At 54.9% G+C, this 15,703-nt stretch carries 12 protein-coding genes; 1 reads left to right on the top strand and 11 read right to left on the bottom strand.

What is annotated here, in order from left to right; translation table 11 throughout:
• Positions 1-24: 24 nt before the first annotated feature.
• Complete coding sequence (locus GSQ70_RS03495) at positions 25-897, top strand: helix-turn-helix transcriptional regulator (RefSeq protein ID WP_158785193.1); 873 nt, start codon at positions 25-27, stop codon at positions 895-897.
• 38 nt (positions 898-935) lie between these two features.
• On the opposite strand, the gene rlmB is transcribed toward GSQ70_RS03495, so the two are convergent.
• The 11 genes from rlmB to GSQ70_RS03440 form a co-directional block, all read right to left on the bottom strand.
• Entirely contained in the window at positions 936-1,670 is a 735-nt protein-coding gene (rlmB, locus tag GSQ70_RS03490; RefSeq protein ID WP_158781184.1) for a 23S rRNA (guanosine(2251)-2'-O)-methyltransferase RlmB, read from the bottom strand.
• 113 nt (positions 1,671-1,783) lie between these two features.
• The gene (gene rnr / locus GSQ70_RS03485) at positions 1,784-4,231 is read right to left on the bottom strand and encodes a ribonuclease R (protein WP_158781182.1); all 2,448 of its coding nucleotides are present in this window, start codon (positions 4,229-4,231) and stop codon (positions 1,784-1,786) included.
• A 30-nt stretch (positions 4,232-4,261) separates the two neighbouring features.
• Complete coding sequence (gene nsrR / locus GSQ70_RS03480; RefSeq protein WP_158781180.1) at positions 4,262-4,687, bottom strand: nitric oxide-sensing transcriptional repressor NsrR; 426 nt, start codon at positions 4,685-4,687, stop codon at positions 4,262-4,264.
• A gap of 195 nt (positions 4,688-4,882) precedes the next feature.
• A complete protein-coding gene (locus GSQ70_RS03475; protein WP_158781178.1) occupies positions 4,883-6,181 on the bottom strand; it encodes an adenylosuccinate synthase in 1,299 nt (432 codons plus the stop codon).
• A 110-nt stretch (positions 6,182-6,291) separates the two neighbouring features.
• Entirely contained in the window at positions 6,292-6,492 is a 201-nt protein-coding gene (locus GSQ70_RS03470; protein WP_158781176.1) for a DUF2065 domain-containing protein, read from the bottom strand.
• A gap of 97 nt (positions 6,493-6,589) precedes the next feature.
• Entirely contained in the window at positions 6,590-7,930 is a 1,341-nt protein-coding gene (locus tag GSQ70_RS03465; RefSeq protein ID WP_158781174.1) for an alginate export family protein, read from the bottom strand.
• The gene (locus tag GSQ70_RS03460) at positions 7,927-10,215 is read right to left on the bottom strand and encodes a phosphotransferase (protein WP_158781172.1); all 2,289 of its coding nucleotides are present in this window, start codon (positions 10,213-10,215) and stop codon (positions 7,927-7,929) included. Before GSQ70_RS03460 ends, GSQ70_RS03465 begins: the two co-directional genes overlap by 4 nt.
• Before the next feature lie 14 nt (positions 10,216-10,229).
• Complete coding sequence (locus tag GSQ70_RS03455) at positions 10,230-12,047, bottom strand: ABC transporter ATP-binding protein (protein WP_158781170.1); 1,818 nt, start codon at positions 12,045-12,047, stop codon at positions 10,230-10,232.
• Complete coding sequence (locus tag GSQ70_RS03450; protein WP_158781168.1) at positions 12,047-13,219, bottom strand: glycosyltransferase family 4 protein; 1,173 nt, start codon at positions 13,217-13,219, stop codon at positions 12,047-12,049. Before GSQ70_RS03450 ends, GSQ70_RS03455 begins: the two co-directional genes overlap by 1 nt.
• A 36-nt stretch (positions 13,220-13,255) precedes the next feature.
• On the bottom strand, positions 13,256-14,461 hold the full coding sequence (locus GSQ70_RS03445; RefSeq protein WP_233268239.1) for a glycosyltransferase family 4 protein: 1,206 nt from the start codon (positions 14,459-14,461) through the stop codon (positions 13,256-13,258).
• Positions 14,458-15,666: a glycosyltransferase family protein gene (locus GSQ70_RS03440; RefSeq protein WP_199257218.1), complete on the bottom strand. Its 1,209-nt coding sequence runs from the start codon at positions 15,664-15,666 to the stop codon at positions 14,458-14,460. Before GSQ70_RS03440 ends, GSQ70_RS03445 begins: the two co-directional genes overlap by 4 nt.
• Positions 15,667-15,703: the final 37 nt, after the last annotated feature.

The raw sequence follows: 15,703 nt of genomic DNA, 5'->3' as shown, positions 1-15,703 counted from the left end.
ATCATTAACTGGAGGGAGAATAAAATGAATGGAAAAAACGCCCTTTCCGATGTAAAAAACGAAACTACCTATAATATTCCGCTGGTTCTTGAAGAAAATGTGATCTCCAGCGGCATTATTCTGCTTTCCCTTTGGCACACTCTTGCCGATAAAACCTATCGTGTTTTCTGGCCACAGGATAAAAAGAAGCCGCTGATTGCCAGCTCATGGGTGGCGATCTATACCCTGCAGGGCAGCGGCAAGATCCTGCTGCACAGCGGCGAGGAGGTTACGCTAAACGGTAACTGTGTGATCTTTCTTAAACCTGTCGATATCCTTTCCTATCACTGCGAAGGGCTGGTGTGGGAACAATACTGGATGGAGTTTATACCGAATTGTGCAATGGATATTCCTTTAAGGCAAAAAGCCATTATTCACAATGGTGACGGTTATAACCAGGAATTGCTGGAAGTTGGAGAACTGTTGGGGAATCAAAATTCGAATAAAAAGAACCTGGCGGTGGCCTTTCTGACTAAAATGATTTACCAGTGGATTTGTCTTATTGCAGAAAATGGGATTAAGCCCACAAAATTAATTAAAATTGAGAAGCTGCTCTCGACACTACATGCCGATTTACAAAAACACTGGAGCGTAACGGAAATGGCGGAATGGATGGAATGTAGCGAACAATATCTGCGGAAACTATTTCTGAAATATACAGGTAAATCACCAAAAGAGTATTATCTGGATGCGAGGCTGGAGCTGGCCCAGTCGCTGTTGCAGCAGGAAGGGTATAGCGTCAGCCTGGTGGCCGAAAGACTGAATTTTTTTGACTCTTTTCACTTCAGCAAAGCGTTTAAACAGAAGTTTGGTTATACCCCTTCCGCCGTGATCACGCTTCGTCAGTCAGCGCTGTAAAGCAGCAGACCGGCCGCCAGAGGCAGCCGGTCAGAGGATCAGGCTTTGCGCTGGCGCACCGCCTCAAACAGGCAGACCCCGGTCGCCACCGAAACGTTCAGCGAGGAGACGCTGCCCGCCATCGGAATACTGATCAGTTCATCACAATGTTCGCGGGTCAGACGACGCATGCCTTCCCCTTCCGCACCCATCACCAGCGCCATCGGGCCGGTCATTTTGCTCTGATAGACATCATGGTCGGCTTCGCCAGCCGTGCCCACGATCCAGATGTTTGCTTCCTGCAGCAGGCGCATAGTGCGCGCCAGGTTAGTCACGCGGATCAGCGGCACATGCTCGGCTGCACCACTGGCGACCTTTTTCGCCGTGGCGTTCAGTTGCGCAGAACGGTCACGAGGGACGATAACCGCGTGGACACCAGCAGCATCAGCACTGCGCAGGCAAGCTCCGAGGTTATGCGGGTCGGTCACGCCATCCAGGATCAGCAGGAACGGTGAATCCAGGCTGGCCAGCAGGTCCGGCAGGTCGTTTTCCTGATACTGACGACCGGCTTTCACCTTCGCCACGATCCCCTGGTGCACGCCTCCTTCCACCTGGCTGTCCAGCCACTGACGGCTGGCGAGCTGGATGACGATCCCCTGGGCTTCCAGCGCCTTCACCAGCGGCTGCAGACGACGGTCGTCACGGCCTTTAAGGATGAACACTTCCTGAAAGCGCTGCGGGTCGCTGTCGAGCAGCGCCTGCACGGCGTGAAGTCCAAAAACAATCTCACTCATTAATCAAATACTCAGTAGATAATTTTTACAGAGGGGCGGAATAAGTTCCGCCCCTGCAACGATCTTCGCCCCCACGGGGGACGCATGTCTTCCCCCACGGAGGACATCAGATGTCAGGCCGTTGTGTCAGATTTCTTCTTCGCTGCGCGTTTGGAGCGGGTCGCGGCTGCAATTTTACGGGTTTTATCCGAAGATTTTTTCGGTTTTTTATCTTTCTTCGCGCTGGCATCCTGCCTACCGCTTCCTGCACGGAAGGCGCTGTCCGGCTCAAAGTTCGCCTTCTTAGCCTGGTCACGACGGCGTTTACCTTGTTGCAGCGGCGCGCTCTTTTTCGCCCGATCGCGCTCTGTTTTCCCTTCGCCACGCGGTTTACGTGAGCCTGAAATCAGAGCAAAGTCGATTTTGCGCTCATCCATATGGACAGCATCAACACGCACTTCGACCGTATCGCCCAGGCGGTAGGTTTTGCCACTGGACTCGCCGATCAGACGTTGCCCAACCGCGTCAAAGCGGTAGTAATCATTGTCGAGCGTGGAGACATGCACCAGCCCATCGATAAAGAGGTCGGTCAGACGCACAAAGAAACCAAAGCCGGTCACGCTGGAGATCACGCCGGTAAAGGTTTCGCCCACCTGATCCTGCATAAAGTCACACTTCAGCCAGTCGGCCACGTCGCGCGTGGCTTCATCGGCACGGCGCTCGGTCATCGAGCAGTGCTGACCGAACTGCAACATCTGCTGCAGGTCGTAATGGAAGCCGCCGGTCGGCGTGGTATTACCCTGCAGAGTGCCATTCTCTTTTGCCAGCAGATACTTGATCGCACGGTGCAGCAGCAGATCCGGATAGCGACGGATTGGCGAAGTGAAGTGGGCATACGAGGCCAGCGCCAGCCCAAAGTGGCCACGGTTTTCCGGATCGTACACTGCCTGCTTCATTGAACGCAGCAGCATGGTTTGCAGCATCTCAGCGTCAGGACGGCTGGAGATTTGGGTCAACAGTCCGGCATAATCCAGCGGATGCGGTTTGTTGCCGCCGCCCAGCGTCAGCCCCAACTCGTTCAGCACCGAGCGGAAGCTCTTAATGTTCTCTTCACCTGGACGGTCGTGGTCGCGGAACAGCGCTGGTTCGTTGTTCTTCTCAACGTAACGAGCCGAAGCGATGTTGGCGAGGATCATGCACTCTTCTATCAGCTTGTGCGCATCGTTACGGGAAACCTGCTCCACGCGCTCAATGCGACGATCGGCGTTGAAGACGAACTTGGCTTCATCAGTTTCGAACGAGATGCCGCCGCGCTGCTCGCGGGACTTCTCCAGCACCAGATACATGCGGTGCAGCTCTTCCAGGTCCTGTACCAGCGGCTCGTATTGCTCACGCAGCTCCTGGTTGCCCTGCAAAATGCTCCAGACTTTGTTATAGGTCAGACGCGCCCAGGAGTTCATCACCGCTTCGTAATGTTTATAGCCGGTGAGTTTACCGGTGGCGGAGATGGTCATCTCACAGACCATACAGAGACGGTCTACCTGCGGATTCAGCGAACACAGGCCATTAGACAGCACTTCCGGCAGCATCGGCACAACCTGCGATGGGAAGTAGACTGATGTCCCCCGGTTAACCGCCTCATCGTCCAGCGGCGTGCCCGGACGAACGTAGTAGCTTACGTCGGCAATAGCCACCCACAAGCGCCAGCCGCCGCCGCGTTTCCTTTCACAGAACACAGCGTCATCGAAGTCGCGGGCATCTTCACCATCAATGGTCACCAGCGGCAGATCGCGCAGATCCACCCGGCCAATTTTCGCCTCTTCCGGCACTTCCTCTTTCAGTCTGGCAATCTGGTTTTCCAGCGCTTCCGGCCAGCTGTGAGGAATATCATGGGTGCGCAGCGCCATTTCGACGGCCATGCCGGTACCCATGTTGTCACCCAGCACTTCCACCACTTTACCGACTGCTTTGCTGCGGCGAGTTGGACGCTGCATCAGCTCCACCACCACCACAAAGCCCATTCTGGCTCCCATCAGCTCTTCCTGTGGGATCAGAATATCGAAGCTCAGTCGGCTGTCATCCGGCACCACAAAACCAACGCCCGCTTCGGTAAAGTAACGGCCAACAATCTGGTTATTGCGCGGTTCAAGTACGCGAACAACGCGCGCTTCACGGCGGCCTTTACGATCGGCACCCATAGCCTGGGCGAGGATCACATCGCCGTGCATGCACATTTTCATCTGCTCGGCAGAGAGGTACAGGTCGTCTTTGCTGCCTTCAATGCGTAAAAAGCCGAAGCCATCGCGGTGGCCAATTACCTTGCCGCGCAGCAGATCCAGACGTTCTGGCAGTGCGTAGCACTGCCGGCGGGTGAAGACCAGCTGTCCGTCACGCTCCATGGCGCGCAGGCGGCGACGCAGCGCTTCAGTCTGCTCTTCGCCGGAAATAGACAGCTCAGCAGCCAGCTCTTCACGGCTGGCTGGTTTTTCGCGTTTATCCAGATGTGCCAGGATAAATTCGCGACTGGGAATGGGATTTTCGTATTTCTCAGCTTCCCGTTCCTTAAAAGGATCTTTTGACATTGCGGTTCCTCCGTTGTCATCAGTTGCGGATTATCGGTGTTTAATCTGCAATATTTGGTAGAGCGGATGGTTGTCGGTAACCAGGTCGGCCAGCGTGTAGTCATCCAGTGCGGCCAGGAAACTCTGCACGGCGTCATTCAGCGCCTTTTTCAGGCGGCAGGCCGGGGTGATCAGGCAGGTCTCACAGTTCACCAGCAGCAAAGGCTCCATATCCCGAACCACCTGACCAATCACAATCTCGCCCGGCGCTTTACCCAGCCGGATGCCGCCGTTTTTTCCACGCACTGCGGCTACATAGCCTGCACGACTAAGTTGATTGATTATTTTGACCATATGATTACGTGAGACACCGTAAGCCTCTGTAACCTCAGTAATACTGGTCATCTGACCTGCAGGGAGTACGGCCATAAAGATCAGCGCACGTAAACCATAATCGGTGAAACTCGTTAGCTGCACAGTTACCTCAAAAGCCTGACCAGCGCCGGTAAAGTCGCCGTAATCCGCTCAAAAATGAGTGTGTTATAAATGATGATAAACCAGCCTTCGCATTCGAGGCCATTTTATTTCAGCAAGCAAGAGATAAGAGAATGCAGGGCAGGAAAATGTGGAGGAATGAGTAAGGCCGGATTGCTCCGGCCCTGAAGACAGCATTTATGCATCAAATGGGTCACGCAGGATCATTGTCTCGCTGCGATCCGGACCGGTCGAAATAATATCAACCGGGACGCCAGTCACTTCTTCAACACGCTTGATGTAGTTACGCGCTGCCTGTGGCAGGCCTTCCAGCGTTTTCACACCAAAAGTGGTCTCTGACCAGCCCGGCATGCTTTCGTAGATTGGCTCAATGCCTTCCCAACCTTCTGCTGCCAGCGGGGTAGTGGTTACTTCACGTCCGTCAGGCATTTTATAGCCCACGCAGATTTTCACTTCTTTCAGGCCGTCCAGCACGTCCAGTTTGGTCATGCAGAAGCCGGAGAGGGAGTTGATCTGCACCGCACGGCGCACGGCAACCGCATCCAGCCAGCCAGTACGACGGCGACGACCGGTAGTAGCACCAAACTCGTTACCCTGCTTGCACAGGAACTCACCGGTTTCATCGAACAGCTCAGTAGGGAAAGGACCTGCACCCACGCGGGTGGAGTAGGCCTTCACGATGCCAAGCACGTAATCCACGTAACGTGGACCAATACCTGAACCTGTTGCCACGCCACCCGCAGTGGTGTTGGAAGAGGTGACATACGGATAGGTACCGTGGTCGATATCCAGCAGCGTACCCTGTGCGCCTTCAAACATGATCAGGTCGCCACGCTGACGCGCGTTGTCCAGCAGGTCGGAAACGTCAACCACCATGCCGGTCAGGATATCGGCTACTGCCATCATATCGCCGAGCACTTTGTCGTAATCAACCGCTTCTTCTTTGTAGTAGTTAACCAGTTGAAAGTTGTGATAATCCATCACTTCTTTCAGCTTGACAGCGAAGGTTTCCTTGTTGAACAGGTCACCTACGCGCAGGCCACGACGCGCTACTTTATCTTCGTAAGCCGGGCCGATACCACGACCGGTGGTACCGATCGCTTTCGCACCACGCGCTTTCTCACGAGCCACGTCGAGTGCTACGTGATATTCGAGGATCAGCGGGCAGGCTTCAGAAATGAACAGACGTTCGCGTACAGGGAAGCCGCGATCTTCCAGACCCTTCATCTCTTTCATCAGCGCAGCAGGAGACAGCACCACACCGTTGCCGATGATGCTGGTCACGTTTTCACGCAGGATGCCAGAGGGAATTAAGTGGAGGACGGTTTTCTCACCGTTGATGACTAGCGTATGGCCAGCGTTATGGCCGCCCTGATAGCGAACAACATATTTTGCACGTTCAGTCAGGAGGTCAACAATCTTTCCTTTACCTTCGTCACCCCATTGGGTGCCCAGTACGACGACGTTCTTACCCATTTCTCAAAATCACCGATTGCTTAAAAATGGATTCTACCACCGTAAAACACGTCTTTCAGCTCTTTTAGCATACGATTGCGGACTTTTTTACCGCGGAGCTGTGCGCAGTTTTAACCACCGCTGTGAGTGCTGATCATGTAGTAAATCACTGCCCCGGCGACCACCAGCCCACCGCCAAAACGGCGCAGCAGCGTGTCAGGCAGTTGGGTCATTGATAAAATCATTCGCCGCCAGAGGCGGGGAAACAGGACCGGTCCCAGGCCTTCTAAAACCAGCACCAAAGCCAGCGCCATCCAGATAGTTGGGTTCATAATACGAGGATTATCCACAAAAAAAGAGCCGTAGTATGCCACGGCTCTTCACCTGAATCGTACAGAGAAGATGTAAAGAGAGATTGAAGTCGCTCTTTTAAAATCTCACCTCCGCTTTTAGCCACCATGAACTGGCATTACCGGCGCGCGGGCTGTGGCGGCTGGAACCAGCATGAAAGCGGGAAGAAGGCGCAAACCAGGCCATGCCACCCTCCAGCCTCACCCGCTGATGAGGCCGCCAGCCCACAATCACGTCCAGCGCCGATCCCAGTTTTTTCGTTGTTTGGCGGTCATATTTGGCCTCCAGCGCGGTGGTATCATCAACCAGTGCCGCGAGGCGATGCTGGCGATAATAGTGATAAACCACATCCAGTGACGCCTGCTTACCCAGGTCAATTCCCGTTCCGGCTGTAATAATGTGGATATTGGTCAGTTCAGGGGCGAGGGTGTCGCCATAGATTTTGAATTTAGCCATGCCGCCAAAGGTCGCTTCATTACCCTGTAAGCCAGTTTGACGATAGCGTCTGCTGACTCGCTCGTCGCTGTCTTTATCCGCACTGCCCCAGGCATAGCCGAGCGTGAAACGCGGCTCCAGCGGCATCTCTTTCAGCCTCAAGGTTACGCCGCTATCCGCCGCATACCCTCTCAGCTGTTGTCGATCTTTCTGGCCCCGGACGGTGGAAACATCCAGCCAGTGGCTGAAATCCTGCCGTGGTGAGGCCCAGGAGCGCAGTCCCATATTTAACTGACGATCTTCTTTCGTGGCCCGGCCATTCTGATACACAGCATAGCCCCCCACCAGCCAGTGCTGACTGAGGTCATAACGGGGGATCAGTGCCAGAATGTTGGTTTTATTGCCGCGCGTACTGCTGTCCAGCAGGTCACGCTGCCAGTAGTTAACCTGCCCGGCGACGAACTCGGTCTCCACCTTGCCGTCATACTTCGCATAGACGCCATCGATATTTTCATCAAACAGCCATTCCCGCTCATCACGTAACAGCCAGCGGCCAAGCCGTAAATCCACATCCGGGATCAGCGACTCATCGAATTGCAGCCAGGCCTGATTAAAATTCAATGTGTCGGTGGTCTTAGCCTCTTTTCCCGTCTCCCGCTTTTTCTTCTGGATGAATTCCAGCTCGCCAAAAAAAGAGACCGGTCGCCCTTTAAAAGCCCTGACGCTCAGCCTGGCGGTCGGCTCCAGCTCCAGCTTATTGGTTCTTTTGTCGCCATAGCGAAGCTTGCTGTTTCTGAGCTGCGTGGCTTCCACAATGGTCCGTAAATGGACGGCCAGCGCCTCCCCTGGCCGCGGGTCAGGAGAGGCTTTTTTTCTGGTGTGAGGGATGTGCTTACCGGTTGGTACACTGTCAGTGGCCACACCGTCCAGTGGGAAGGCGAGAATTGAAACCAGTAAACAAAGATAACTCACTCTTTTCATCATTCAGCCTCCCTGCTGACGAATTCATTTTTCAGTCTCTGTTCGCAGAGAGAAAGCAGGCGCTCCGTCACCGCATGCCGCTCCGCAAACAGCAGGCTGATACCTATATGACGAGCCAGAGCAAGCAGGGTAAAGATGGCAATATCTTGCTCGTCCGCTGGCTGACTGTGCTGCTGCCAGCCTTCGATAAGTCCCTGCTCATGGAGGTTAAGAGCGTCCACCTCTCCCCAGCAGCGTAATGCCTGTTCCTGCACATGGGCCAGATAGTTCCCTGCGTCCAGTGCCGCCGCGCCAGTGGCGGAGAGATCAAAATCAAGAATCACGATCCGCGCCGGGGATTCATCGGGAACCAGCAGTTGGGCGGGATAGAAATCACGGTGGACAAAAACGTTATTCGCACCAGACAGAGAATGGGTGAGTGACTCACAGGCGCTGAAAACACGTGTGATGCGGCTGGCCCATTCAGGACGGTCATCACTGGCCGCAGCGAGCCGCAGCCTGAGGACCCTCAGCTCATCCTGCAGGGTCCAGCACTTCTCCGTGACCAGGGTGCTGGCCGTCCGACTGGACTGTATTTTCGCCAGCGCCTTCCCGGCACAGTAGCCCAGCTCAAACAGACGATCGTTATCCGGAAAGAGCAAGGCAGTCATACAGGGGCCTGCCACCTTACGCTGTATCCACAGATGGCAGGCGGGCAATATCGCAAGAGGTTCCGGTACGGCAATGTCGCTATTGGCACCAAAATCGTTACGCCACAGCGCCTGCTGTACGGCATAACCGTGCTGATTGATCCCCTTACAGCGATATTTTCCCACCACTGAAAAAGGCGCGCTGCTGCCTTGCACGACAAACTGATATTCCAGTACGGATCGCCGGCCAGGCTTGCTGGCGACAAGCCCGATACGGTTCAGAATACTGGCCTCTGGCAACGCCAGCACCGCACGCAGTGGCTCCTCCATCTGCTGACGATTGAGCAAACGCTGCAGGGCAGCATCCGCCGGTAAAGTGGCAGGTAAAGCCAGTAATTGCTGCACCCGAAGCAGCAAGGCTTCAATTTGCTGTGACCAGTCCGCAGCACGTTTCCGGAACGGCTCAGCAGCCAGTTGCAGCATAGCCAGAGCCGTGTACTCATTCAGATACTGCGGTAACCGGTCGCCCGATGCGACGTAGCCAGCATGGAAAGTCGCAATCGCCTGGCTTCCCTGTTGCTGGCTGAGCAGACCTTCGATGACCTGCAGCTCAATCCTGGCCTGGAAAGCAGCCAGATCGCTCGCCGGATTTCCCAGCGCAGACCGATCCCAGTCGATAATTCTTAGCTGTCGCTCAGTAGAAAGCCTGACCACCTGATCAATGGAAAAATCGCCGTGAATCAAAGCCGGTTTGAAGTGATGGACCGCTAATCTCCGGTCGAGCTCATCCAGCAGCATGGAAAACAGTGTCTCCTGCTGCGGACAGATAGCCCGCAGCGTGTCCAGTACATTTCTGGCCCCGCTGGTACCCTCCAGGGCGCACAACGTCGCGGGTGAAATGGAGTCATCCTGATGTATTCCAGCCAGCTGGCGTCCGGTGAGGAAAAGATCGCTTTCCTGCCAGCACCCTCCCTGCTCGGGACAAAGGGTTTGTCCCTCAATCCACTCGGTGATCAGTAACCGGTATTCCGGCACTACCGCCAGAAGGGTGATTTCACCGGTGGTGTGCCCCCACTGATTCCCCGCCAGCATCGGCTCAAAACGACTGGCGCTGGCGAAGCGCAGCACAGCACGGGGCTGACCATCGCTGTATAACAGTGCCAGTAACCTGCGCTCAGGTTTATAACGCATGATCTGCACACTGATTTCTGCACTGCCAGAAAGCCCCGGAAGCCACTGACGGAAAAGGGCATCACGCTGCGCGGAGGGAGTCAGCAAGCCAAGCTGAGGGAGTGCACGATCCTGCTGGGGATAAGTTAAAATAATGCCCAGTTCAGGAAGTGCTACCGGAGCGGAAGGATCCTGTTTTTCCACCAACCTTTGTCGTTTTGGATGCTGCCATGAGACAACAAAACGGGCCATCGTCAGGGCTTTTGCAAAAAGATACTGCTTGCGTCCGTCTGCAAACGTTAAGAGCAGTGTCGCCGCACAGCTGGTCGCAGGTTTGTAACGCAAATAGTCCGTTTGCAGCTGGCGAAGATCGGCAAATTGCGGCAACCCCTGCAGCTTCTCCAGCAGAAATTCGCTATCCAGCATTGCGATCAGCCCCGGCAGATCGGCGTCGCTTTTCACTACTTCAATATCCTTATCCAGTAACATTCCGCTCTTCCTTGTTAACTCTCGCATAGCTGCTGATAATCTGGCTGTTGGATGGCCCATAGCTCTGCGTAACGGCCCTTATTCGCCAACAGTGTGTTATGCGTTCCCTGCTCCACTACCCTGCCGTTTTCCAGCACCAGGATACGCTGCGCTCTTGCTGCAAAAGAGAGGTTATGGGTCACAATAACCGTGGTGCGCTCAACCATCAGCTGGGTCAGCGCTTCCATCAGATAATATTCCCCTTCACTGTCCAGGCCGGTCCCCGGTTCATCAAGCAACAGAACAGGGCTTTGCCGGATAGCCGCACGGGCAATGGAGATCCGCTGACGCTGCCCACCAGAAAGGGAAGTGCCCCGTTCACTCAGTACCGTGTCATACCCTTCTGGCAGCCCAAGAATAAACTCATGCGCCCGGGCCAGCCGTGCCGCCGCAAAGACCTGTTCGTCCGTGACCTCTTGCGTGGCAGCCAGCGCGATATTTTCACGCACGGTCAGACCGAACAGCAGGTTATCCTGAGGCACGTAGCTGATAGATTGACGGATGCTTTTAATCGTACAGTCACTGATGTCCTGACCATCCAGCAGGATGCGCCCGGATAGTGGCTCATACAGCCGCAACAGCAGGCTGAGCAACGTTGATTTACCGGTGCCTGAGGGGCCAACGATCGCCAGCGACTCTCCGGCAGACAGGCTAAAGTCGATCTGATTCAGCAGATTAAGCCGCTCCTGCCCTGGTCTGGCGTAAGCAAAACTCACCCGTTCAAAACAGATCTCTCCCCGAACAGCGGTCAGCGGTTTCGCTCCCGGACGGTCGACTATTTCCGGCTGCAGATCCAGCAGGTTGGTCACGCGCTCAGCGGCCGCCAGCGCTTTTGACAGACGTCCGGCATATTTGGCGTACTCGCGGACCGGGCGGAAAGAGTTTTTCAGGTAGGAGACAAAAATCAGCAGATCGCCCGGCGACATCGTCCCCGCCAGCACATCAGTAGCGCCATCGAAGAGCACGATGGCGGTGGCGAAAGCGATGATCAAATCCACGCGGCGTTCCAGGCCCGCCAGCAGTCGCCGCGACCGGACGTTTTGCTGCAGGCTTTTTCCGTCATCGCTGGCAAAACTGCGGGAGGCTACCGACTCCAGCGAAAGAGCCTGCACGACCCCCATAGCGCCAAGAAACTCCGCCGAGCTGGCCGCCAGCGCACCTTCCCGCTTGCGCTGCTCGCGGCTTACCTTGTGTATTTTTTTACTGGAAAGTCGGGTGCTCCACCACAACAGCGGCAATGGCAGCAAAGAGATCAGCGCCAGATCCCAGTCGATATACAGCATCATGCTGAACATCCCTACCAGGATCAGCACATTAGCCAGCATTGGCACCAGTGCAGTAATGATTGCCTCGCGCAGCATGCCAATGTCATTGATCAGACGCATCGCCAGGTCGCCCGTTTTAGCCTGCTGATGGAACCGCAGCGACAGACTTTGTAAATGCCGAAATAACTCCACCCTTACCGCACTGATGATCCGGCTGCCGGCGATAGCCAGCCCGATAGTACTGAAATAACTCAGTGCCGCCTTTACGGCTGCGATAACAATAACGCTTCCGGCACAGAGCAGCAGCAGCTCTTCTACCGTCAGTGAAGCAGTAAGTCCGGCCAGCGTCCCGGTAGAGGTATGATCCTTCGCCAGCAAATTATCAACAATAAATGCCAGCGGCCACGGCTCCAGCAGCCGCATCGCAGTGGCCAGCAGCAGTGCCAGCAACGCACGGACAATAACGCCACGCTGCTGGCGAAGATAAGGTGAAAAACGGGAAGCAACCTTCATCCAACTGTGCTGCATCACGGCTCCCGATCCGCAAGCCGGAGATCTGCAATCCGCAATATTTGCTCCGTTACGGCATCCCAGCTGTGTTGCATGGTCACATTAATGCGTCCCGCACTTCCGAGTTGCTGTCGCAACAAGGGATTATCCACCAGATGCCTGATGGCCTCGCAAAGTGCAGCAGAATTATCCGGTTCCACCAGTAAACCGGTCTGCCCTTCGTTCACCACTCCGGCAAGATGTCCCACCCGGGTCGTCACTACCGGCAAACTGGCGGCCATGTATTCATAAATTTTCAGAGGAGAAAAATAGAATCCTGCCAGCGCAGGATAAGGGGCGACTGCAATATCCATTTTCGCCAGCCAGCCGGGCACCTCCGCCGGATTGACTCCCCCGCTGAAAATAACACTTTCCGACAGTCCGAAGCGATGGAGTGCTTCAGTCAGCGTTGCCCGTTGAGGCCCTTCTCCGACAATAAGCAACTGAGTGTTTGGCCGCTGCGCGTGAAGAAGTCTGAACGCATCGACCAGCGTGGTTAACCCATGCCAGGGTTTTAAAGTGCCCAGAAAACCAATAACCACCGGGCTTTCGTCGATATCCGCCTGGTGCCGGAACTCCGGGAGGGCGAAACGAGCCGGATCCACGCCATTAGCAATCACATGTACTCGTTCCGCCGAACGATAAAACGAGGCGAGGTAGTCCTTTACGCCAGGCGACACCGCCACAACGGCTGCCGCACTGTCCAGTAAACAACGCAAAACGAAGGTTGCCTGCTCTTCATCCACCAGCTCGCGGTAGTTGCGCTGCTCCTCAATCAGCGGCGCATTCACCTCCAGCACCGTCTTCCAGCCCTGGCGGCTGGCGAAATCCAGACCTGCATGACTCCACAATGAATAGCGTTCATACACCAGATCGAAGGGACCGTTATCTTCCAGCGCCTGAACCAGTTGCTGATTGGCCTCCAGTGCAGCTTCGGCCCGATCGGCGCTTTTTGATTTCGCCTGGGGCAACGAACAGAGCTGGATCCCTCTCAGATCCTGTGGAGGTGGGCTGTCAATCCGGCTGGCAAACAGGACAATTTCCGCCCCCTTTTTGATTAACGCGCGCAGCACTTCCTGAATATGTACCGACGCACCTTTACAGCCAAAGACGGGAATTCCGGCATCGGCACAGATGTAAGCGACTCGCATTTTAGAAAAATCCTTTTTTCCCTGGGAAAGCAAAGTTCATAAGGCAAAAGAACGGAAAACGGCGCTGAGTTTTTGTGCGTTGCGATCGACATCGTAGTCACGCACCACAAGATCTCTGGCTTTTCTGGCCAGCCGCTCACGAGTATCCGGTTCATTCAGCAGCTGGCCGACAGCCTGCGCCAGCTCTTCCGCATCATTCGGGTTCACGCACAGCCCCGTCACATCGTTGTCCACCAATTCCGGGATCCCCACAATGTTGGTGGAGACAACCGGAGTTCCCAGCGCCATGGCCTCGACTAAAATGGTCGGCAGACCATCACGATCGCCATCTTCACTGATAATGCACGGTGCGACGACAACGGCAGCATTCTGGATCGCCTCAGCCACCTGATGCCTTGGCAAGGCCCCGGTGAGCGTCACAACATCTCCCACTCCGGCCTGCTGAATTAAGGCCTCCAGCTGTTCACGCAGTGGGCCTTCGCCAATCAAGGTACAGTGAAACGCTGTTCCCGCTGCTTTTAACCGGCTGACGGCGTCAATCAACACCAGAAACCCTTTTTTCGCCACCAGTCGTCCCGCTGCAACAATTTTCGGCGGACGCCTGTAAGGGGAAGACCAGGGGAATTGCCGTAAATCCAGACCGTTATAGATGCGGCTGATTTTATGCGGTTCGGGGCTGTACTCTCTGCGGAGCCAGTTGAGGTTGTAATCAGAGACGGTCACGATATGGTCAGCATCGTCAATCTTGCGCTGAAGGAAAATATCCCCGTCATAGCGGTAATAAATATCCTTCGCGTGGGCGGTAAATGACCAGCTGATGCCACTGAATTTGGCAGCAAGGCGCGCCACCGTGGCAGCCTGGGTGGCGAAATGGGCGTGCAGATGCTGAATGTTTCCTGCCTGTACGGCCAGTGCAATATGCATTGCCAGCGCCAGATCGTGCACGCTATTTTGTCGCTCCTCTTCCAGCTTACGGGCTAAACCAGGCAGTTTTTCAAGGGCTTCACTCACCAGCGCCCAGTAGTGCTCCACATTGCGTTGCTTCTCAGGCAGACGGCTTACCGGTGCCCTGACCGCGCCGATATCATGTTGAAAATGGGCTTCCATTACCGGGCCGAGCGCAAAAATATCAATCGCCATGCCGGCCCGTTCGTGGGCCAGGATCTCATTCACCACAAAGGTCTCGGAAAAACGGGGATAACGTTTAAGCACGTAACCCACGTGCAGAGGTTGAGAAATCACGATGCCTCCTCGCGGCTCAGGCTACGTTCAGAACTGAGCATGCCGCGGACGCTTTCCGCCACGAAGTTCAACCCTGAAAAATCAAGCCGTTCGCGAGGATCGGCAAAGCGATGTGACCCGGCAAGCCAGTTACTGAGATAGTCCACCGTCAGATGGTCAGGATGGACACAGTCCAGCAGCCCCATCCGGGCCAGGCGTTCAGCCCGTAACCACTGCTCCAGCCGGGGCGATACTCTGGGGACTATCAGGGCGGTTTTGTGGAAGGTCAGGATCTCCGTTACCGTGTTATAGCCCCCCATTGCCACCACTGCACGAGCATTACGCAGCAGCTTAAGCGGCTCGGCCATGAAACCGACGATGCTCTTTTCAGCACTGCCTACAACCAGTTGCTGCAATCGCAGGCGCTGCGCTTCCGGCATCATTGAGCCGGTCACCAGGATCCCCTGAACCCCTTCGGGCAGACGGGCACGGGCAAAAGTTTCTGCCAGATGAAAACCGTCCTGTCCTCCGCCAACCACGCAAAGCACATAGGGTAAGTTGCCGTTGCCCAAAAGCAGACCATCATTGTCGTCGGACTGGGTACGTTGAGCCGAATCCAGATAACCGGTGAAGTTTATTTTTTTATTGGTCTGTGCATCGAAATGATATTCTTTGCGCAGGTCATAGAGTTTTTTATCGCCGTATATCCAGATGGTGGAATAAAAGTCACGGATCGCCTGACTGTTCTCCTGTTTATCCCACTGTTTTTTCACTGCCTGAGGTTCGTCAATGATATCCCTTAACCCAAGCACCATATGTGTACCAAGGCGGGAAAGTAATGGCAGGCTGAGATCCAACTCACGCATGGCCCCCCGGGGCACATTATCCACAATCATGACATCCGGGGAAAATGCATTAATGGCCGAGTAAATTATTTGTTCACGCAGTCTGACCAATGATTTTATTTTTTTGCCAAGCGATCGTGGCTGATATTTACCCTCGGGTGTTTTTATATAAGAAGGAAGAATAACGCTATCCACCCCCTTACGGAGGGTAAAGCGGCCAGCCTCACGTACACCAGAAATCAGCAGGACTTCTGCGTTGGGCAGAGCGTCGAGAACCGCCTGACTTAGCAGGATATTGCGACGGATATGCCCAAACCCCATCGTGTCGTGAGAATAAAGAACACAGCGAGGTGCCCTTTTTTTATTCGCGGAAGATTCCATTTCCTTTCATCCTGTTATCTGACGATAATTCCTTGTA

This window comes from Pantoea sp. BAV 3049 (assembly GCF_009765445.1).
In the GTDB taxonomy this organism is placed as follows: Bacteria; Pseudomonadota; Gammaproteobacteria; order Enterobacterales; family Enterobacteriaceae; genus Erwinia.
Note: the sequence above shows the minus strand (reverse complement) of the source record. Positions and strands in the feature narration are given on the sequence as shown.